This is a genomic window from Serratia symbiotica (assembly GCF_000821185.2).
GTDB lineage: Bacteria > Pseudomonadota > Gammaproteobacteria > Enterobacterales > Enterobacteriaceae > Serratia > Serratia symbiotica.
Window position 1 is genome coordinate 654,552 of the sequence record NZ_CP050855.1, and the last position, 18,485, is coordinate 673,036.

The 18,485-nt window shown below is 53.2% G+C and carries 21 protein-coding genes, 2 tRNA genes and 3 pseudogenes; 15 read left to right on the forward strand and 11 right to left on the reverse strand.

What is annotated here, in order from left to right; genetic code table 11:
* Positions 1-253 precede the first annotated feature (253 nt).
* Positions 254-1,174, forward strand: a complete 921-nt coding sequence (locus SYMBAF_RS03310) for a L,D-transpeptidase family protein (RefSeq protein WP_040263167.1) — start codon at positions 254-256, stop codon at positions 1,172-1,174.
* A gap of 58 nt (positions 1,175-1,232) precedes the next feature.
* Complete coding sequence (locus SYMBAF_RS03315) at positions 1,233-1,394, forward strand: hypothetical protein (RefSeq protein WP_160289768.1); 162 nt, start codon at positions 1,233-1,235, stop codon at positions 1,392-1,394.
* A 236-nt stretch (positions 1,395-1,630) separates the two neighbouring features.
* On the opposite strand, the gene ampH is transcribed toward SYMBAF_RS03315, so the two are convergent.
* The gene (gene ampH, locus SYMBAF_RS03320) at positions 1,631-2,773 is read right to left on the reverse strand and encodes a D-alanyl-D-alanine-carboxypeptidase/endopeptidase AmpH (protein ID WP_040263472.1); all 1,143 of its coding nucleotides are present in this window, start codon (positions 2,771-2,773) and stop codon (positions 1,631-1,633) included.
* Between the two features lie 295 nt (positions 2,774-3,068).
* On the opposite strand from ampH, the gene SYMBAF_RS03325 reads away from it, so the two are divergent.
* Entirely contained in the window at positions 3,069-3,353 is a 285-nt protein-coding gene (locus SYMBAF_RS03325; RefSeq protein ID WP_040263165.1) for a DUF1435 domain-containing protein, read from the forward strand.
* A 231-nt stretch (positions 3,354-3,584) separates the two neighbouring features.
* Here the strand turns inward: SYMBAF_RS03325 and SYMBAF_RS03330 are convergent.
* A pseudogene (locus tag SYMBAF_RS03330) lies at positions 3,585-3,964 on the reverse strand (DUF6088 family protein).
* Positions 3,965-4,118: 154 nt separating this feature from the next.
* On the opposite strand from SYMBAF_RS03330, the pseudogene SYMBAF_RS03335 reads away from it, so the two are divergent.
* Positions 4,119-4,375: pseudogene (locus SYMBAF_RS03335) on the forward strand (transposase); the annotation flags it as partial.
* Positions 4,376-4,387: 12 nt separating this feature from the next.
* On the opposite strand, the pseudogene SYMBAF_RS03340 reads toward SYMBAF_RS03335, so the two are convergent.
* Positions 4,388-4,696: pseudogene (locus SYMBAF_RS03340) on the reverse strand (IS30 family transposase); the annotation flags it as partial.
* Positions 4,697-4,775: 79 nt separating this feature from the next.
* Here SYMBAF_RS03340 and SYMBAF_RS03345 point away from each other — a divergent pair.
* Positions 4,776-4,979, forward strand: a complete 204-nt coding sequence (locus tag SYMBAF_RS03345; protein ID WP_040263161.1) for a transposase — start codon at positions 4,776-4,778, stop codon at positions 4,977-4,979.
* A gap of 243 nt (positions 4,980-5,222) precedes the next feature.
* Here the strand turns inward: SYMBAF_RS03345 and SYMBAF_RS17495 are convergent, their stop codons facing one another.
* The 6 genes from SYMBAF_RS17495 to rsmC form a co-directional block, all read right to left on the reverse strand.
* Complete coding sequence (locus SYMBAF_RS17495) at positions 5,223-5,390, reverse strand: hypothetical protein (RefSeq protein ID WP_226020456.1); 168 nt, start codon at positions 5,388-5,390, stop codon at positions 5,223-5,225.
* Positions 5,391-5,423: 33 nt separating this feature from the next.
* Positions 5,424-5,693 carry a transposase gene (locus SYMBAF_RS17500; protein WP_226019949.1) on the reverse strand — a complete coding sequence of 90 codons (270 nt, stop codon included), beginning with the start codon at positions 5,691-5,693 and terminating at the stop codon, positions 5,424-5,426.
* Positions 5,681-6,082: an IS110 family transposase gene (locus SYMBAF_RS17505; protein ID WP_226019950.1), complete on the reverse strand. Its 402-nt coding sequence runs from the start codon at positions 6,080-6,082 to the stop codon at positions 5,681-5,683. The genes SYMBAF_RS17500 and SYMBAF_RS17505 overlap by 13 nt, the downstream gene beginning before the upstream one ends.
* A 23-nt stretch (positions 6,083-6,105) precedes the next feature.
* A tRNA-Leu gene (locus tag SYMBAF_RS03355) sits at positions 6,106-6,192 on the reverse strand.
* Between the two features lie 36 nt (positions 6,193-6,228).
* Positions 6,229-6,315, reverse strand: a tRNA-Leu gene (locus tag SYMBAF_RS03360).
* Between the two features lie 193 nt (positions 6,316-6,508).
* Positions 6,509-7,555, reverse strand: a complete 1,047-nt coding sequence (rsmC, locus tag SYMBAF_RS03365) for a 16S rRNA (guanine(1207)-N(2))-methyltransferase RsmC (RefSeq protein WP_040263159.1) — start codon at positions 7,553-7,555, stop codon at positions 6,509-6,511.
* A 146-nt stretch (positions 7,556-7,701) separates the two neighbouring features.
* Between rsmC and SYMBAF_RS03370 the strand changes: the two genes are divergently transcribed.
* From SYMBAF_RS03370 to SYMBAF_RS03385, 4 genes are all read left to right on the forward strand, one after another.
* Positions 7,702-8,139: a DNA polymerase III subunit psi gene (locus SYMBAF_RS03370; protein ID WP_040263157.1), complete on the forward strand. Its 438-nt coding sequence runs from the start codon at positions 7,702-7,704 to the stop codon at positions 8,137-8,139.
* Positions 8,084-8,527, forward strand: coding sequence for a ribosomal protein S18-alanine N-acetyltransferase (rimI, locus tag SYMBAF_RS03375; protein WP_040263155.1), 444 nt, complete (start codon positions 8,084-8,086; stop codon positions 8,525-8,527). The genes SYMBAF_RS03370 and rimI overlap by 56 nt, the downstream gene beginning before the upstream one ends.
* Before the next feature lie 446 nt (positions 8,528-8,973).
* Positions 8,974-9,306 carry an Ig-like domain-containing protein gene (locus SYMBAF_RS03380; RefSeq protein ID WP_040263153.1) on the forward strand — a complete coding sequence of 111 codons (333 nt, stop codon included), beginning with the start codon at positions 8,974-8,976 and terminating at the stop codon, positions 9,304-9,306.
* 11 nt (positions 9,307-9,317) lie between these two features.
* The gene (locus SYMBAF_RS03385; RefSeq protein WP_152609020.1) at positions 9,318-9,620 is read left to right on the forward strand and encodes a pyocin knob domain-containing protein; all 303 of its coding nucleotides are present in this window, start codon (positions 9,318-9,320) and stop codon (positions 9,618-9,620) included.
* Between the two features lie 35 nt (positions 9,621-9,655).
* On the opposite strand, the gene SYMBAF_RS03390 is transcribed toward SYMBAF_RS03385, so the two are convergent.
* On the reverse strand, positions 9,656-10,066 hold the full coding sequence (locus SYMBAF_RS03390; protein ID WP_006709107.1) for a type II toxin-antitoxin system HicB family antitoxin: 411 nt from the start codon (positions 10,064-10,066) through the stop codon (positions 9,656-9,658).
* A 22-nt stretch (positions 10,067-10,088) separates the two neighbouring features.
* Positions 10,089-10,268 carry a type II toxin-antitoxin system HicA family toxin gene (locus tag SYMBAF_RS03395; protein ID WP_040263148.1) on the reverse strand — a complete coding sequence of 60 codons (180 nt, stop codon included), beginning with the start codon at positions 10,266-10,268 and terminating at the stop codon, positions 10,089-10,091.
* A gap of 207 nt (positions 10,269-10,475) precedes the next feature.
* Here SYMBAF_RS03395 and prfC point away from each other — a divergent pair, with 207 nt between their 5' ends.
* From prfC to deoD, 6 genes are all read left to right on the forward strand, one after another.
* Complete coding sequence (gene prfC, locus SYMBAF_RS03400; RefSeq protein WP_040263146.1) at positions 10,476-12,065, forward strand: peptide chain release factor 3; 1,590 nt, start codon at positions 10,476-10,478, stop codon at positions 12,063-12,065.
* Between the two features lie 586 nt (positions 12,066-12,651).
* Positions 12,652-13,434 carry a TatD family hydrolase gene (locus tag SYMBAF_RS03405; RefSeq protein ID WP_040263144.1) on the forward strand — a complete coding sequence of 261 codons (783 nt, stop codon included), beginning with the start codon at positions 12,652-12,654 and terminating at the stop codon, positions 13,432-13,434.
* 685 nt (positions 13,435-14,119) lie between these two features.
* Positions 14,120-14,899: a deoxyribose-phosphate aldolase gene (gene deoC, locus SYMBAF_RS03410; protein WP_040263142.1), complete on the forward strand. Its 780-nt coding sequence runs from the start codon at positions 14,120-14,122 to the stop codon at positions 14,897-14,899.
* Positions 14,900-14,963: 64 nt separating this feature from the next.
* Positions 14,964-16,286, forward strand: a complete 1,323-nt coding sequence (gene deoA, locus SYMBAF_RS03415; RefSeq protein ID WP_040263140.1) for a thymidine phosphorylase — start codon at positions 14,964-14,966, stop codon at positions 16,284-16,286.
* A 68-nt stretch (positions 16,287-16,354) separates the two neighbouring features.
* Positions 16,355-17,578 (forward strand): phosphopentomutase, encoded by a 1,224-nt coding sequence (gene deoB, locus SYMBAF_RS03420; RefSeq protein WP_040263138.1) that lies wholly within the window; start codon positions 16,355-16,357, stop codon positions 17,576-17,578.
* A gap of 119 nt (positions 17,579-17,697) precedes the next feature.
* Entirely contained in the window at positions 17,698-18,429 is a 732-nt protein-coding gene (gene deoD / locus SYMBAF_RS03425; RefSeq protein ID WP_040263136.1) for a purine-nucleoside phosphorylase, read from the forward strand.
* Positions 18,430-18,485 lie beyond the last annotated feature (56 nt).

An 18,485-nucleotide genomic window follows, 5' to 3' on the forward strand; every position in this document is an offset into this window, starting at 1 on the left:
TTGCCTGTATGTTAGCTTTCTTCGCTCACCCCAGTCACTGGCGGGTGTAAGTGACCGGGGATTAATGCACCTCATCCCTGAGGTTCAGCCTACGGCCCAGCGCAATCGCTGTTCAAATCGGTTCCCGACCGATTTGTCGCTGTGTTACCGCCTTACTGCAACTCGAATTATTTAGGGTATATAATGCGCATCCAGCCCCTCAGGGGGCAAAATAACCGATATCACTCACTGCCAGTGTCCTTGGCTAACGAAGATAAAAATGAGTATTCGTGCATTACTAACCCTGTTTACGGCACTGGTTGCATGCAGCCAGGTTGTTTTCGCCGTTGTGTACCCCTTACCGCCTAAAGACAGCAGCCTGACTGGTGAGAACATCCAAGTCACCGTACCAGAAGAAAACAAACTGCCACTGGAGAGCTTCGCCGCTCAATACCAGATGGGCTTGAGTAACATGCTGGAAGCAAATCCAGGTGTAGATCCGTTCCTGCCGCAGGCGGGTAGCACCCTGATCATTCCACAGCAGCTAATCCTGCCGAACGCACCGCGCCAGGGTATTATCATCAATAGTGCTGAAATGCGTCTTTACTACTACCCGAAAGGCTCCAACACCGTGGTGGTGCTGCCTATCGGCATTGGCCAACTGGGCAAAGACACCCCGCTGAATTGGATCACCAGCGTGCAGCGCAAGAAAGACGGCCCAACTTGGACGCCAACCGCCAAGATACGTGCAGAGTATGAGGCTGACGGTGAGATACTGCCTGAAGTATTCCCAGCCGGCCCTGACAACCCGATGGGTCTGTATGCACTGTATGTCGGGCGTCTGTACGCCATTCACGGCACTAATGCCAATTTTGGCATCGGTCTGCGCGTGAGCCATGGTTGTGTGCGGCTGCGCACCGATGACATCAAATACCTGTTCGACAACGTGCCGGTCGGCACCCGTGTGCAATTCATCAATGAACCAGTGAAAGCCAGCATTGAACCGGGGGGCGCGCGTTATCTGGAAGTACATAATCCGCTGTCGGCGAACGAAGAAGAACTGAAGTCCAAAGACCCGGTGCCACTGACGCTATCCACGTCGGTCAGGAAAGTGTTGATGGACACTACCGTTAACCAACACACAGTGGATGCGGCGATCAATGCCCGTTCCGGCATGCCGGTTAAAGTAAACTGACAGTCTAAGTTTAATTTTGTATTCATCATCCCAGCGCTTGTCGGGATGATGCCCACACGTGGTACAAAAACACCCGCCCTCATTACCCTCAGCAACACAGCTTGCGACCGTGCGGTTGGTGGCAGTGGTGGGCGGCTTTTCGTCTTTTAGCGCTGGCAGCCAGCAGGGCGTTGATCCTCGCTTCCTTGACGACTTCCGCTGCCGTGGCGAACAGCACTGACATATCATCGTTTTTAGCCCACAGAATAGCCTGAGGCTTAGTGGTCTTTCTTGTTGCCGAAAATTTTGATCAGCGCGCCGACCAGTAGGCCAACGGCGATGCCAGCGAAGATCCAGCCGATGATGCCCATTACCTTTACTCCTGTTGTTGTGTTGATCTGATTATATAAGTCAGTCGACGCCGAATACCCTGCGACTTCAGAGCGTCTATCTACATAACGCGACACAATGTCTGCCTCAGTGTTTATTGGCTGCCAATTCGCCCAATAGCCGGTTAACTGGATCGCTCATATTCGTGAATTTGCTCAGTGCTGAACGGGTCACCACCGCGAACACCCCAAGGTTTTTTTGCGGGATCATCGCCATATAGGTCATAAAGCCACCACCACCGCCGGTTTTTTCAATAATGCCTGGTAAGCCGTCTTTTGGTGCCAGGTACACCCAGCCCAGGCCCAGCGCACCCGCTCGCCCCGGCACGTCCATGCCTTGCAGTGACACCAAATCCTGGCGTTGGAAATACATGGTCTGCTCACTGGCCGCAGTGGATTTGCGCGAGCCGACAGGGGTAGAGGAAAGGAACTGCTGCATCCAGCGCTGTATATCGTGCGGGGTCGAGTAGATGCCACCGCTGCCGCCTGCTGCGGTGGTGTTGCGGCAGGCGCTGGAACCGAGCGCCGCTACCATCAGGCGTGAACACTGTTCGGCGCTTGGGGTGAGCGTGGTATCGATCATGCCCAGCGGTACGGTGATCCTCTCCTTCAGCAGGGCGCTGTAGGACTTGCCGGCGGCACGCGACAGCGCATCAGCCAGCAGGTCGTAGGCCAGGTTGGAATAGGAAGCGCGCACGCCTGGCGGCATAGTAATATTGCTATGCGCCAGCCAATGCCAGCGCTGCGCCATGGTCGGCCAGGTGAACACCGGTGTCTTCGGCGGTTTCTTGCCCGGCTGCTCGCGTGGCAAGGTGCTAGTGTGTGTCGCCAGATTTAGCAGGGTGATCGGTTGGCGAGAGTTATAGGTCGGAACGTAAGCGCCCTTGGGGGCATAGTTGCGCAGTGGATCGGTCAGTTTGACGCGGCCTTCCGCCGCCAACTTAACCATCATTTCACTGGTCATCAGCTTGGTGATTGAGGCAATGCGAATCAACGAGTCCGAACGTGGGCGCTGGTGGTTGCCTGGGCTGGTATCGCCAAAGCTGCGGTTAACCACCTGATCGCCATCGACCACCACCAGTGCCATACCGGTAGCACCGCTATTATAGAAAATATGTTCGGCGTACTGGTCAACGATGTGTGATGCCAACTGTACAGATGCGGCTTGCACGGCCAATGGTAGGGTGCACAGGCCCAGAGCCAGCAATAAAATGGAGACTGAGTTCTTCAACGTGCGTTGTCCAGTTAAAAATGCAGCAGGTAAACGGCCTAATCTTTTCCTCAGTCTATCGTGCAGACGCTCCGGCTGCATGTGGAAAAAACAGCGATTTGGCAAAAAATTTTTAGCTTTTTTGTTTAGAAATAATAAATTGTATTGATTTTTAAGATAAATATTAACCTTCCCCTGTATAATGATAAAGGAGATGAGCAACACCCTCCGTGCTTGGCTACCGTAGCGAAAAGGGTGCACACTGAAAAAAATTATTATATGATATTGGTTATCATTATCATTTGTTGGGGGTGTCATGATTGCAGCTATGATTGTTGCGTGTGGACTCTGGGCTATTAGTTGGTGCTTGGGTAAGCGTATGGCCAGTGCTTGGGGCGTATTATTACCTTGCGCCTTGATGCCGTTGCTGGCGTTGATCGACCTGGACATGATGCAATTACGCACGTTGATCCTGATCGCCATGTTAGCGACGCTGGCGATGCTGTTTAGCAGCCATCTACGCCACTATCTGCTGCTACCTTCCTGCATGGCTTTGGTGGGGGGATTAACGGCGATCAGCTTGCATTTCAACTTCAACTGAGGGGAGGGACGCGCACATAATGATTAATCTAACAATAAAAATTTAAGTTTGTATATTGTACCCACATCGATACCGACACATTAAATCGTTAATTTTGGGACTCGAATCGGGGCAAACACTAGTGGGTAAGAGACCGACAAGCGAGCATACCTCTGGCTTTAAACATCAACTACATCTAATGCCGTTCGGCGAAAACAGGTATTAGTGACGCCTGGGAATAATTTTATTAAATCATCCATTTAATTTGCTGTTCCCTACCGACAAAACTCTCTTAAAACGTGGCAAAGTTTTGATTTCCAGTGACGCGGGGATCTGAGTGGATTTGCCGCATTGTAGGCGCTTGTTGCTCCTACCAGGCGGTAATCCACTTTCAGACGTTCCAACGCCTCAATTACTACCGCAGCAGCAGGCATTAACTTACCGATAATCGCATTTTGCCGTGCTTTGGTGTAGACACCATAGCCTACTTTCAACAGTTGCCCTTCCTTCACCAGTTCTCGCAATGCTCTGCCAATTTGATCATAGCTTGCAAGATGTTTGAAGTCGTCACGAGTGAAAACATAACGCTTTGAGCGTTTCAGTCGTGACTGAATACGATCTCTCGTCGTCATGTTATCCTATCTCTCTCGCTTGAAGACGACGAAATTCAGCGATCTTATCGGGTATGCCAAAGATCGACAATATAAATAGTATTGTAGTGGCACACTGAATTTGGACACCTGAACAGAGGAGATATGCTTACCTCAGAACAATACAGATGACCCAATGAAAAGAAGAAATTTTGGTGCGGAGTTCAAACGTGAATCGGTTCAGTGGGTTGTTGATCAAAACTACACCGTCGCTGAAGTAGCCAAAGCTATGAATGTCGGCCTCTCCACAATGACTTGCTGGGTCAGGCAGTTACGGGATGAACGAAAGGGAAAACACCACAAGCCACTCCCATTACCCCAGAACAAATTGAAATACGCGAGCTGAAGAAAAATATACAACGTATTGAAATTAAAAACGAAATATTAAAAAAGGCTACTGTAGATTCAACCTGTCAACGCAACACCCTTTTCAATAATCTCTTTTGGCGTTTTAAACTTCAGTGTCTTTCTTGGCCTGCTGTTTAGCTGCTCTGCAACCTGATCCAGATCCTGCTGCGTATAATGTGCAAGGCATGTCTTTTTAGGAAAGTATTGTCGGATCAGGCCATTTGTATTCTCATTTGATCCACGTTGCCAGGGACTCTTAGGATCGCAGAAGTATACTTTTACTCCCGTACTGGCAGTAAATTCCAAATGTCTGGCCAGCTCCATTCCACGATCCCACGTCAGTGATTGTCTGAGATACGCAGGCAGTTCTGCCAGTTACTGTTTAGTTATCGGATCAAGCAGAGTATCAGCCGAGGCGGAATCTGCTGGGAGCGTCAACAGCCCAATGGATCGCTTCATCAGGAGTCTGAAAAATGAGTGGATACCGGTGACGGGTAACATGAACTTCAGCGAAGCCGCCCATGCAATCACGGACTATATCGTTGGTTACTACAGTACGCTCAGGCTGCACGCATATAACGGTGGGTTACTACCAAACGAATCGGAAAATCGGTTGTGGAAAAATGCTAAACTCGTGGCCAGTTTTTAGTTGACCCTATATGGACGCCCCGGGTGTTACAAGTACTGATTTGATACGGTTTGCGACCCTATATTCGGCATCATTAAGTAGGTAAAGTTACCCGCGCCATGATGTTATCCGAACCCTGTTTCCTTATCGCTACACCGGTAAACGATTACCCAGGTCAACTTCAGGCTGTGACAGGGACGGTAGCCGTTTCTCATCAGTGCCTGCAAACTCAGTGAAACGTGTTTTCTTTAACGCTGTATTAAGTTAACTCACAGCAAAAGCCTTGTTCATATTAAAATCAACACTGTCGGTCAGTATGCGCCAGATGATGCGGGTTAGTTTATTTGCCAGAGCTACGGTGGTTTTTAGGAACCCTCGCCGGGCCTCGAGCCTTTTCAGCCACATACCCAGGCTATCATTGCGCTTTTTCACGCAGCGCATCACTGAGCGCGCCCCCTGGATGACTCACGTTCTCAGGCTGCGATTGCTGTTTTTTGTCATAGAGGATAATCTTTGTTTTCCTCCCGAACTATGCTGCCGTGGAACAAGGCCGCACCAGGCGGATAATTCTCTACCACTGGAGAACTGTACTGCATCCACTTCACTGATAAATGCCACAGTGATAAGAGGACTGACACCCGGGGTCGTTAATAAATGGCGATATGCGGCCTGTTGTGAAGATAATGCAGCAATTTCGCCATCCAGACAGGTGATCCGTTCATTCAGGGCCTGCATATCTTGTCTTGCCGCAATGAATAAAATAAACGGCGAAGTGTGAATGTCAGGTCATTAGACGCATCTTCGATAAGTTCTGGTAGTGGCTGCTGAAGGCGCTGGATCCCAACAGGAATAATGAGACCATATTCAGCCAGCGCGGTTCTCTGCTCAACCATGAGTTGACGGGTATTCCGCAGTGCTTTGATATCTTGCTGTTCCGTGGTTTTGACCGGTACAAAGTGAATGCCTGGGCGGCAGGCTGTTTCGCAGATTGCCAGCGAATTGTTTGCATCGTTCTTCTGGCTTCTGACAAACGCTTTCACATGCTGGGCAGGGATATGTCTTACGCTATATCCTATAGAACTGAGTGTTCGCCCCCAGAAATGAGAGGTTGAACAGACCTCCATCGATTTATATTATCTCGCCCGCATGGTGCGAAGAGAGGGACTCGAACCCTCACGTCCGTAAGGACACTAACACCTGAAGCTAGCGCGTCTACCGATTCCGCCACCTTCGCATTGGTGCTGCGTGCGATATAAATCATGTGGTTATGTGGTGCGAAGAGAGGGACTCGAACCCTCACGTCCGTAAGGACACTAACACCTGAAGCTAGCGCGTCTACCGATTCCGCCACCTTCGCCTACCAGAAACATTACCACGGGGGCGAATTCTAGAGATTTTGGCAGGTACGTCAATAGTTATTTCCCTTGCTTGTGGATACTTGCTGTAAAAACAACCAGGAAATTAGCACGTTGATCCGTTACAACAGGGGAATGCCTGGGCAGACAGCGCACCCGCTGGAACTACGCCCTGCATGCATACGACTGAAAACGTTATTTCTTTTTCTTCTTCGGATCGCGTGGCGGAAGCCCGACTGTCGCCTGATACACTTTGAAGCGGCCATTCTGTGCCAGTACTTCATGGCTACCGAAAGTGGCATCCAGCATGCCTGGGTACGGCAGGAAGGCGTTGGCCACGATGCGCAAACGACCGCCGATCGGCAAGTGTTTCAGCGCCCCACGGATCAGGGTTTCCGCTGCGGTCAGGCTGGTTGGTAGACCATCATGGAACGGTGGGTTGGAAATGATCATGTCGAAACGGCCGGTAATGTTGGAGTAGACATTGCTGACGATCACCTCGCCTTTAATGCTGTTGGCAGCCAGCGTCGCGCGGCTGGAGTCCAGCGCAGCGGCACTCACATCACTCAGGGTCAGCTTGACCTTCGGTGACAGCTTAGCCAACACCGCTGCTACCACGCCAGCGCCGCAGCCGACATCCAGCACCTTACCCTGCATGGAGTTTTCCAGCGTTGATAGCAGCAGAGCACTGCCGGTGTCCAACCCATCGCGGCTGAACACGCCCGGTAGGGTTTTCACTGTCAAATCGTGCAGTGGGTAGCTTTGCCACCAGTCGGTCAGATCGAATGTGGTCTGCACATCCAAGCGGCCATGATATAGGCCACAGCGGCGGGCGCTGTCGATCTTCATCAGCGTGGCGTGGCCTGCCACGGCCTGCTCGGCGCTGCGCACCCCGCTACGGTTTTCACCGACCACGAACACATCCGCGCCTACGGGTAGCAGCGCCAGAATGTTGCACAGTTGGAACTGCGCTTCCTGCTTGCTCTTTGGCCAGTAGTAGATCAGCGTATCGCACTCGGCAACAAATGCCGCGTCTAGGATCAGGCCGAACTGCGCGTTATCACCCATCGCCCGGTTCAGTAATTGCCAGTGATGGTATTGCTGGGTATGGACGCGTACCTCTGTGGCCGCGAATAGAGCCGGTAGGGTATCTTGTATATCACCGGCGAATAAAACGCGGCGTTTGATAAACTCATCACTGTGGCGCAGCATGACTTCACTGGCGGGGGTTAATGCAGACATCAGGTTTTGGCTCCTAGCAATTAGACCGGGGATTATAGAGCTTTGTGACGCTATGTTCGACGGGTTTATTGGCGTGAGGTGCGCGGGTTTGCTAGCATAGCGCGGCGCATGGCAGGCATGGCGCACCATAACGGGTAGGGATCGGCATGGCATCAAAACGCGACTGGCTGTTACAACAACTGGGTATCACGCAGTGGGCATTACGCCGCCCAGGCGTGTTGCAGGGTGCAGTGGCGGTCAGCTTGTCGCCTGAGGTACGTTTGCTGATTGTGGCGCAGGCGTTGCCCGACCCTCACGACCTGCTGTTTTGTGACGTGCTGCGCAGCTTGGGGTTGACGCCAGCACAAACCTACGGCCTGACGCCGGATCAAGTGGCGATGTTGCCTGAAGATACCGAGTGCAACAGTTGGCGGCTGGGTGTGGAGGAGCCACTTGCAGTGGTCGGCGCACAGCTATACAGTCCGGCGCTGGCCGAACTTTCTCAAGATCCCCGGGCTAAACGCGCCCTCTGGCAGCAGATTTATCATCATGAACAGTATTTCTACCCTGACAGCAGCCGATCTGACTACGGCCTACAACATTGAGCAGGCCAGCCACGCTTTCCCTTGGACGGAAGCCACCCTTGCCAGTAACCAAGGCGAACGCTACCTTAACTTGAAATTAAGCACCGATGGGCAGATGGCGGGCTTTGCCATTACTCAGATCGTGCTGGATGAGGCCACATTGTTCAACATCACTATCCACCCACAGTGGCAGCGTTGTGGCTTTGGCCGCCGTTTACTGCATGTGCTGATCGAACAACTGACCCGCCGTGGCGTGGTCACACTGTGGTTGGAAGTGCGTGCCTCCAACGCGGCGGCGATCGCGCTGTACGATGATCTCGGTTTCAACCAAGTGACTTTACGCCGCAATTATTACCCCAGCGCCAATGGCCGTGAGGACGCGATTGTCATGGCGCTGCCGCTGGCTTAGCCAGCGCACGGCGGCATCTTACTCGCCGGGCAAACCATTGATTGTCAGCGGTTGACAAATCAGCGAAAATGTCCAGCTATTGTCTTTATCATTACCGCTTTGCTTGACGCTGCTACGGTGCGTTCTGATGTTGTCGCAGGGCGGGCTAACCGTAGAACCAGAAAAACATGCCTCCTAGTGCATTTGCCCACGAAGTCTCGAAAAGAAAAACTTTCGCCATCATCTCGCATCCAAATGTTAGACCTTCTAAAGACTAATCAAAACCCCGCAAAACATCCTCAAACTCCAGTATGAAAATCCCGTATTTAAAGGCTGTTGCAACCACAAAGCACAAACAACAGCCAAAGAATGCAAAAGAAAAACAAAGTATTTTCAATTCTTCTCAATAAAAATATGTACAACAGCGTGTACATAATCGTAATCTCGGCCTCTCACATGATAAAAACATGTACACACGAGGGGGGCTATGGCTTTGTCTGATACCTGGCAACAGCTATAACTTGCAAATTACAAAAACCCCATCGGACGCGACAGAAGATGTCATCTACACCTCGACTGATAACTCGGTAGCGAGCGTCACCGCCAATGGCCATATGAGTTATGGCTCGGCAGGAGATGCCACGATAACAGTATCCGGCGCGTTATCAGGTAAAAAAGCCAGCAGGACAGTTATCGTGACAGCTGCGCCGATTGTAGAAAAATACCTGGTTATCGAAAAAACCTCTCAGAAATCTCTGACGCAGGAAAAAAAGCACGGGAATCATCGCAGAAAAATCTAGGGTTGGGGAAATTGGCGACCAAAGACGTGATCACTGCGAATGATACCGGTGCGGTGCCTGTGGCCGATAAAACCCTGCCGGCAGGCACGGATTTAAATGCGATAACCGAACCTGGCGAATACTTCCAGAACGTGACCAGCAGCGCCACTCTGGCTCTAAACCACCCTGAGGCAGTGGCTGGCGCATTGAAGGTGTATCTAACTGGGGTTGATTTCGGTGCTTGCCGCCAGGTGTATATGCCGTACAACTCGACAGTCGAATATCGGCGGTATGCGTTCGGTGATCCGCTGGTGTTTTCTGCGTGGAAAGCGTAGTGACAGATCTACCGGGGGTGACAACCCCCGGTAATTTAGATTTTGGCTCTACCTATCACTTTATCAGCCGCCAAACGGGACAGGAAGCCTGAACGACTACCATACTCAGGATGCGCAGCGACAAACTGATCGATACGGCGGATCAGCAAAGAAGGAAGCGTTACGTTGATTTTTTCCGCTTTCCCCATCAACCGGGTAACGTCAACATCAACCAGCGCCCACACTACCCCCGCATAATCGGGATCGGCCAGCCAGTTTTCCACGCTGGTCGCTTCCGGCACTGCTTCACCATCTTCCACCAGTAATTCGATATGTGCGTCGATAGCCTCACGCACGCTCTCAATCGCATCCTGATAGTTGTCGCCGCCAGAGAAGCAGCCTGGAATATCAGGTACGCGAACGCCGAAGGATGAATCGCCTTTATCAATAGCAACGGGATACAACATGTAAACCTCCAAGAGGAGGGGCTTAAAGCCCCTCCTGTTTTTTGATACTTTTCAGTGTTGGTAGCGGTATGTCCTTTTGGGGATGTTTTACCGTTACCAGCCCTTTTTTCGTTGGGTGCTTGAACTGGTGATGACTGCCTTTTACTCTCACCAGATACCACCCATCGGCTTCTACCATTGCTATTGCATTCCTGCTATCCATCCTCCGGCTCTCTGTGCTGTTTTGATGGGGTTATGATAACCCTGCATTAAGTGAGTGTCAACTCTTTTGGGGTTATTGGAGTTATGGCGTTTGTGAGTTTCAGCTAAGATGATTCATAATGCACCATGCCTGCCAGCAATGTAGAATCCCCACCTCAGCCAAAATTTTAATTTGTACATATATGTGTACATGAAAGAGAGTGACTAGATGTCTAACCTCAGCTTTGCCGCGCAGGTAGCGGCTAGACGTACATTTGCCATCATCTCGCATCCCGATGCCGGTAAAACCACCATTACCGAAAAGGTGCTGCTGTTCGGGCAGGCGATCCAAACTGCTGGCACGGTAAAAGGTCGTGGTTCAAGCCAACACGCCAAATCCGATTGGATGGAAATGGAAAAGCAACGTGGGATCTCGATCACCACCTCGGTAATGCAGTTTCCATATCGCGACAGCCTGGTCAACCTGCTGGATACACCGGGGCATGAAGATTTCTCCGAAGATACCTACCGCACCCTGACCGCCGTTGACTGCTGCCTGATGGTGATCGACGCCGCCAAGGGCGTTGAGGATCGTACCCGCAAGCTGATGGAAGTCACCCGCCTGCGCGATACGCCAATCCTGACTTTTATGAACAAGCTGGATCGCGACATCCGCGATCCGATGGAAGTGATGGATGAAGTGGAGCGTGAGCTAAACATCGCCTGCGCACCCATCACTTGGCCTATCGGCTGCGGCAAGCTGTTTAAAGGCGTTTATCATCTGTACAAGGATGAGACCTACCTGTATCAGACCGGTAAAGGCCACACTATTCAGGAAGTGCGCCTCGTCAAAGGCTTGGGCAACCCGGAGCTGGATGCGCTGGTGGGAGAAGATCTGGCGGCGCAGCTACGTGAAGAGCTGGAGTTGGTGCAGGGTGCATCCCATACGTTCGATAAACAAGCGTTCCTCAGCGGCGCACTGACACCGGTGTTCTTTGGCACCGCCTTGGGCAACTTTGGTGTGGATCATATGCTGGATGGCCTGGTGGCGTGGGCACCTGCACCGATGCCGCGCAAAACCGACACCCGTGAAGTGGTGGCGGCGGAAGAAAAATTCACCGGCTTTGTGTTTAAGATCCAGGCCAATATGGATCCAAAACACCGTGACCGCGTAGCCTTTATGCGCGTGGTGTCTGGTCGTTACGAAAAAGGCATGAAGCTGCGCCAGGTGCGCACTGGCAAAGACGTGGTGATTTCCGATGCGCTGACCTTTATGGCCGGTGACCGTTCGCAGGTGGAAGAAGCCTATCCCGGTGACATCATCGGCTTGCACAACCACGGCACTATTCAGATCGGCGATACCTTCACCCAGGGCGAGGATATGAAGTTCACCGGCATCCCGAACTTTGCGCCGGAGCTGTTCCGCCGCATTCGCTTGCGCGATCCGCTGAAGCAGAAACAGTTGCTAAAAGGGCTGGTACAGCTCTCTGAAGAAGGGGCAGTGCAGGTATTCCGCCCGATTGCCAATAACGACCTGATCGTCGGTGCGGTCGGCGTGCTACAGTTTGACGTAGTGGTCGCGCGCCTGAAAAGTGAATACAACGTGGAAGCGCTGTATGAGTCGGTCAACGTGTCAACAGCCCGCTGGGTTGAGTGCAATGATGTGAAGAAGTTCGAAGAGTTCAAGCGTAAAAACGAGCTTAACCTGGCGCTGGATGGTGGGGATAACCTGTCCTATATCGCGCCGACCCTGGTTAACCTCAACCTGACGCAGGAACGTTATCCCGAGGTGGTGTTCCGTAAAACGCGTGAACACTGACAGAACAACGGGGTGCCTCATCGCACCCTGTTTTTAGGGAAGTTGATGGCTGGGTGCCGTCATGCAACCTGACAGTGGAAACCATCAACGATGTGGTACAACTTTCCGCTGAAGTAAGAAGACTCCCGGACACCGTCTGAACGCGCAGTAAACACCGCCAAAGTGACCGGCGGTGTAAAAAGCGTGAAGAACGATCGAATGGTTAACAGCCTAATGGGATAGGTTCTATACCCTACATAATTCGAGTTGCATGAAGGCAGCAACGCAGCGACAAATCGGTCAGGAACCGATTTGAACCGCGCTTGCGCTGGGCCGCAGGCTGAACCTCAGGGATGAAGTTCATTTATCCCCTGGCGCTTACATCAGTAAGTGACTAGGGTGAGTGAGGAAAGCTCACGCACAGGCAACTTGAAATAGGACGGGTATAAACCCTAATGTGGCCCCTCATACCCCACATCGCACTGAATTCCTGGTCAGCTCGCGGTGGTCTGGCATGTATTGCCAAAAAAGAAACTGCCCTGTTCGAGTGGCTAAGTGGTTTTTCGTGGTGTTGTGGCCTCAGAGCAGGAAAAACGGGAGTGGCGCTATGCGCGATGATTTCACCGATACCCATTGTCATTTCGACTTCCCGCCGTTCAGCGGGCATGAGGTAGAAAGCTTGGCGCTGGCCGAACGGGTCGGGGTGCGGAAGATTATCGTGCCAGCGGTGACCGCCGACCGCTTTGTGCGGGTGTTGAAATTGGCGCATGACTATCCACCACTGTTCGCCGCGCTAGGCTTACACCCGCTGTACATCGCCCAGCATCATGAGCCGCACTTGGAGCAACTGGCAGCATTTCTGGCCAGCCAACCGCCCAAACTGGTGGCAGTTGGGGAAATCGGCCTCGATCTGACGATGGAAAACCCGCAATTTGAGCGCCAGCAGCGCTTGTTACACGCCCAGTTGGCATTGGCGAAGCAGCATAGGCTACCGGTGATCCTGCATTCCCGCCGTACCCACGATCAACTGGCGGCGGTGCTGCGCCGTCTGGCGTTACCGCGTTGCGGCGTAGTGCACGGTTTCGCGGGGAGTTGGTCGCAGGCACAGGCGTTTGTGCGTCTTGGTTATTATATCGGCGTGGGCGGTACCATCAGCTACCCACGGGCGCAGAAAACCCGCAGCGTAATGGCGCAACTGCCGTTAAGCTCGCTACTGTTGGAAACCGACGCCCCTGATATGCCGCTGGCCGGTTATCAAGGGCAGCCGAATCGCCCAGAGCGCATTGCCGAGGTGTTTCAGGTGCTGTGCAGCCTGCGACCAGAGCCAGCCGATGAGATAGCCGATCATTTGCAGCGCAATGCGCAAGCGCTGTTCGCTCTTTCTGTTTAAACCCAGCGAATTATGATGAGGGTCACGCTATAGGATTTTCATTTGGCGCCCAGTGTCGGCATTTGTGACATAAATCGGGGGAAATGAAGTCTCGTTCAGTATAATCGCGCCCGATATAACGTGATGAGCCTGGTCGGTATGGCGGTGCTTATTACCTCTTGGTACTGCTGTCCAGCCACCGATCTCGCCAGTAAAAACCTAATGAGTGGAGAGGCTTAGGGTGTGATAAACCAGGCGGCACCCCATCGGTTATCTGCATCTGTGTGTTTAGCGAATCTGTGAACAATATCGCGTTATTTTGTGATGTTATTCACATATAATCCCGGCCTGTTACAGTGATATTTCATCTAGTGTGACGAGACGAAGAGTGTGCATTGCTCAACTTGCTATGACTAAGATCCTATCCCCGTGGGCGTACATTGTTGCAGCCAGTTTGCCCCAGGACAGCGCGCCACAACCGGCGCGAACAGGGAGTCCGTGAGGAGGGTGAACACTGCCCAGGGCCAAAATGGCAAATAAAATAGCCTACCGGGATAGGTTCTTATACAGACTGGCCAGCCGTGATGCGGGTGGCTACGTGCGGTGAGAAGGATCTCCGTTGCTGCTGTGGTAACCCGCACCTCAGCGCTATCTTCATGGAGCCAAGTCCGCTCGCCAACACTCAGGTTTTCAGTTGGAGAGTTTTATGACCAAACTAACCGCCGCAGCGCAACGTGCGCTGAATTTAATGGATTTAACCACGCTGAATGATGACGACACCGAGGAGAAAGTGATCGCGCTGTGTCGTCAGGCCAATAGCCCGGCTGGCCCTACGGCAGCCATCTGCATCTACCCGCGTTTTATCCCGGCAGCGCGTAAGGCTCTGCGAGAGCAGGGAACGCCAGACATCCGCATTGCGACCGTGGCTAACTTCCCGCAGGGTAATGACGATATCGACATCGCGTTGGCAGAAACCCGCGCCGCCATCGCCTATGGTGCGGATGAGGTGGATGTAGTGTTCCCATATCGCGCGCTGATCGCCGGTAACGAGCAAGTGGGTTTTGAACTGGTCAAACAGTGCAAACAGGTTTGCCAAGCCGCCAACGTACTGCTGAAAGTGATCATCGAAAGCGGTGAACTGAAGCAGGCCTCTCTGATCCGCAAAGCGTCCGAAATCGTCATCAACGCGGGTGCTGACTTTATCAAGACCTCCACTGGCAAGGTATCGGTTAACGCCACGTTGGAAAGCGCCGAGTTGATGATGTCGGTGATCCGCGATATGGGTGTGGCGCAGACGGTAGGCTTCAAACCGGCTGGCGGTGTGCGCACCGCAGAGGACGCGTTGCACTATCTGCAACTTGCCGATCGTCTTCTGGGCGAAGGCTGGGCCGATGTGCGCCATTTCCGCTTCGGTGCTTCCAGCCTGCTAACCAGCCTGCTGGCTGCGCAGGACTATAACGTTCAGGCATCCGCTAGCGGTTACTGATGGTTCCATTGGTGTGGAGTCAGCCTTTACCCGACATCATTAGGTCATACAGCAGGGGGAGCCTTTGTTCCTGGCACAAGAAATAATTCGTAAGAAACGCAACGGCCAGCCATTGAGCGAAGAAGAAATCCGTTTTTTCATCAACGGTATCCGCGATAACGTGGTTTCCGAAGGTCAAATCGCAGCGCTGGCGATGGCCATTTATTTCCACGATATGACTACGGCAGAGCGCGTCGCGCTTACCATGGCGATGCGTGATTCTGGCACAGTGCTAGACTGGAAAAGCCTGTCGTTAAATGGCCCGATCGTCGATAAACACTCGACCGGTGGCGTGGGTGATGTCGTTTCGCTGATGCTTGGCCCGATGGTGGCGGCCTGCGGCGGCTACGTGCCGATGATCGCTGGCCGAGGCTTGGGGCATACCGGTGGCACACTGGACAAGTTGGAAGCCATTCCGGGATTTAACATCTTTCCAGACGATAACACCTTTCGCAAGATTATTCAGGATGTTGGTGTAGCGATTGTCGGCCAGAGCCGTTCGCTGGCACCGGCGGATCAGCGCTTCTACGCCACCCGCGACATTACCGCGACCGTTGAGTCAATCCCGCTGATCACCGCCTCGATTTTGGCGAAGAAGCTGGCAGAAGGTCTGGATGCACTGGTCATGGACGTGAAAGTGGGATCCGGGGCCTTTATGCCGACTTATACGCTATCGCTGGATCTGGCACAGGCGATCGTCAATGTGGCCAATGGTGCTGGGTGCAAGACCACGGCGCTACTGACTGACATGAATCAGGTGCTGGCCTCCAGTGCTGGCAACGCGGTAGAAGTGCGTGAAGCGGTGCGCTTCCTGACCGGTGAATACCGCAACCCGCGCCTACTGGCAGTCACCCTGGCACTGTGTGTGGAGTGCTTGCTGTCTGGTGGCCTGGCGAAAGATGATGCCGATGCGCGAGCCAAACTGTGGGCGGTATTGGACAATGGCAAGGCCGCAGAGGTGTTTGGCCGCATGGTGGCAGCACAACAAGGCCCGGCCGACTTCATTGAGCGCTACGATAGCTATTTGCCAGTAGCGGCCTTCAGCAAGCCAGTCTATGCCGAGAAGCCCGGCATCATCAGCGCCATGGATACCCGAATGTTGGGCATAGCGGTCGTATCGCTGGGCGGTGGCCGTCGATGCGCCACTGACAACATCGATTACAGCGTTGGCTTGACCGCGATAGCGTGCCTGGGTGACCAAGTCGATACCCAGCAGCCGCTGGCGGTGATCCACGCCAATGACCAACAAAGCTGGCAGCAAGCGGCCGCTGCACTGCGCAGTGCCATAACACTGAGTGACACCGCACCGCAAACAACGCCGATGGTGTATCAGCGCATCACGGCATAGTCAACGGATCAGCAGCGGCAGCGGTTCTTTGCTGCCATCCAAAGCGAGAGAAACACAGGAAAGTACTAATGAAACGTATATTTATTATGGTATTGGACTCGTTTGGCATCGGTGCTAGCGCCGATGCCGAGCGTTTTGGCGATCAGGGGGCCGACACCCTGGGCCACATCGCGGAAGTCTGTGCACGTGGCGAAGCCAACGTTGGCCGCCAGGGGCCACTGACACTGCCTAACCTGAGCCGTCTGGGCTTGGGTAAGGCGGCGCAAGCCTCTACCGGTAAATTCCCGCAGGGGCTGGACAGCAATGCGGACATCATGGGTGCCTATGCTTACGCCAGTGAGCTTTCTTCCGGTAAGGACACCCCATCAGGCCACTGGGAAATCGCTGGCGTGCCGGTGCTGTTTGACTGGGGCTATTTCAACGATCCACACCACAGCTTCCCGCAGGAACTGCTCGACACACTGGTTGAGCGTGCCAACTTGCCGGGTTACCTGGGCAATTGTCACTCTTCCGGCACGGTGATCCTCGATCAATTGGGCGCAGAGCACATGAAAACCGGCAAGCCGATTTTCTACACCTCCGCCGACTCAGTATTCCAGATCGCCTGCCATGAAGAAACTTTCGGCCTGGATCGCCTATATACGCTGTGCGAAATTGCCCGTGAAGCACTGACCGCAGGCGGTTACAACATTGGCCGCGTGATCGCGCGTCCTTTCGTGGGTGACAAGCCGGGCGAGTTCCAGCGTACCGGCAACCGTCACGATCTGGCTGTCGAACCGCCAGCTCCTACGGTGTTAAAAAAGTTGGTGGACGAGAAGGGCGGTGAAGTGGTGTCGATCGGTAAAATTGCCGACATCTACGCCAACGTTGGCATCACCAAGCAAGTGAAGGCCACCGGCATTGACGCATTGTTCGATGCGACCTTGAGAGAAATGGACAAGGCTGGCGACAACACCATCGTGTTCACCAACTTCGTTGACTTTGACTCCTCTTATGGTCACCGCCGTGATGTGGCGGGTTATGCCGCCGCGCTGGAACTGTTCGACCGCCGCTTACCGGAGCTACTCAAGCGGGTAAACGGTGACGATATCATTATCTTTACCGCTGACCACGGCTGCGACCCGACCTGGAGCGGCACTGACCACACCCGTGAACACATTCCGGTGCTGATCTATGGCCCGAAAGTGAAACCGGGTTCGCTGGGACACCGTGAAACCTTCGCCGACATCGGCCAAACTGTGGCCAGCTACTTTGGCGTGTCGCCAATGGATTACGGTAAATCCATGTTATAAGCCTGGTCTTTCAAGTTGCAGCGTTGTTGGCTGCGCACGCTTGTCGCCTAGCTGCAACTCGAAATCCAAGGACTTATATGCTTAACGTTTTTATTTAAATTATTTGGGGGAAGAAAATTATGGCTACGCCGCACATTAATGCCGAAATGGGGGATTTCGCTGACGTAGTATTGATGCCGGGCGATCCGCTACGCGCAAAATACATCGCTGAAACCTTCCTGGAAGACGCGGTAGAAGTGAATAACGTGCGTGGCATGCTGGGTTTCACCGGCACCTACAAAGGTCGCCGCATCTCGGTAATGGGCCATGGCATGGGCATCCCGTCTTGCTCTATCTATGCACGTGAATTGATCGCCGAATTCGGCGTGAAAAAGATTATCCGCGTAGGGTCTTGCGGCGCGGTGCGCGACGATATCAAGCTGCGCGATGTGGTGATTGGTATGGGGGCTTGCACCGACTCCAAGGTCAACCGTCTGCGCTTCAAAGATCATGACTATGCGGCGATTGCTGACTTCGACATGGTGCGCCATGCGGTAGACGCGGCAGCGGCGCAGGGCATGGCGGCGCGCGTGGGCAATATCTTCTCCGCCGACCTGTTCTACACCCCAGATCTGGACATGTTCCAGGTGATGAAGAAATACGGCATTTTGGGGGTAGAAATGGAAGCGGCCGGCATTTACGGCGTGGCAGCGGAATTACACGAAGAGTTCGGCTGTAAGGCGCTGACCCTCTGCACGGTGTCCGACCACATTCTGCGTCATGAAGCGACTACCGCAGCCGAGCGTCAAACCACCTTTAACGAGATGATCGTTATCGCGCTGGAATCGGTACTGCTGGGCGACCAAGCCTGATTATCCAACGGGCGCAGCAAAGCTGTGCCCGCAGATCAATCTATTCACCGATGAAC

Excerpts from the sequence above, each read along its gene's own strand:
- SYMBAF_RS03370 (WP_040263157.1), top strand. The coding sequence starts at position 7,702 with ATGGCATCAAAACGCGACTGGCTGTTACAACAACTGGGTATCACGCAG.
- rsmC (WP_040263159.1), bottom strand. The coding sequence starts at position 7,555 with ATGTCTGCATTAACCCCCGCCAGTGAAGTCATGCTGCGCCACAGTGAT.
- SYMBAF_RS03380 (WP_040263153.1), top strand. The coding sequence starts at position 8,974 with ATGTACACACGAGGGGGGCTATGGCTTTGTCTGATACCTGGCAACAGC.
- SYMBAF_RS17505 (WP_226019950.1), bottom strand. The coding sequence starts at position 6,082 with ATGGAGGTCTGTTCAACCTCTCATTTCTGGGGGCGAACACTCAGTTCT.
- rimI (WP_040263155.1), top strand. The coding sequence starts at position 8,084 with ATGAACAGTATTTCTACCCTGACAGCAGCCGATCTGACTACGGCCTAC.
- deoC (WP_040263142.1), top strand. The coding sequence starts at position 14,120 with ATGACCAAACTAACCGCCGCAGCGCAACGTGCGCTGAATTTAATGGAT.
- SYMBAF_RS17500 (WP_226019949.1), bottom strand. The coding sequence starts at position 5,693 with ATGCAGGCCCTGAATGAACGGATCACCTGTCTGGATGGCGAAATTGCT.
- deoB (WP_040263138.1), top strand. The coding sequence starts at position 16,355 with ATGAAACGTATATTTATTATGGTATTGGACTCGTTTGGCATCGGTGCT.
- SYMBAF_RS03390 (WP_006709107.1), bottom strand. The coding sequence starts at position 10,066 with ATGTTGTATCCCGTTGCTATTGATAAAGGCGATTCATCCTTCGGCGTT.
- SYMBAF_RS03395 (WP_040263148.1), bottom strand. The coding sequence starts at position 10,268 with ATGGATAGCAGGAATGCAATAGCAATGGTAGAAGCCGATGGGTGGTAT.
- prfC (WP_040263146.1), top strand. The coding sequence starts at position 10,476 with ATGTCTAACCTCAGCTTTGCCGCGCAGGTAGCGGCTAGACGTACATTT.
- SYMBAF_RS03325 (WP_040263165.1), top strand. The coding sequence starts at position 3,069 with ATGATTGCAGCTATGATTGTTGCGTGTGGACTCTGGGCTATTAGTTGG.
- SYMBAF_RS03405 (WP_040263144.1), top strand. The coding sequence starts at position 12,652 with ATGCGCGATGATTTCACCGATACCCATTGTCATTTCGACTTCCCGCCG.
- SYMBAF_RS03345 (WP_040263161.1), top strand. The coding sequence starts at position 4,776 with ATGGATCGCTTCATCAGGAGTCTGAAAAATGAGTGGATACCGGTGACG.
- deoD (WP_040263136.1), top strand. The coding sequence starts at position 17,698 with ATGGCTACGCCGCACATTAATGCCGAAATGGGGGATTTCGCTGACGTA.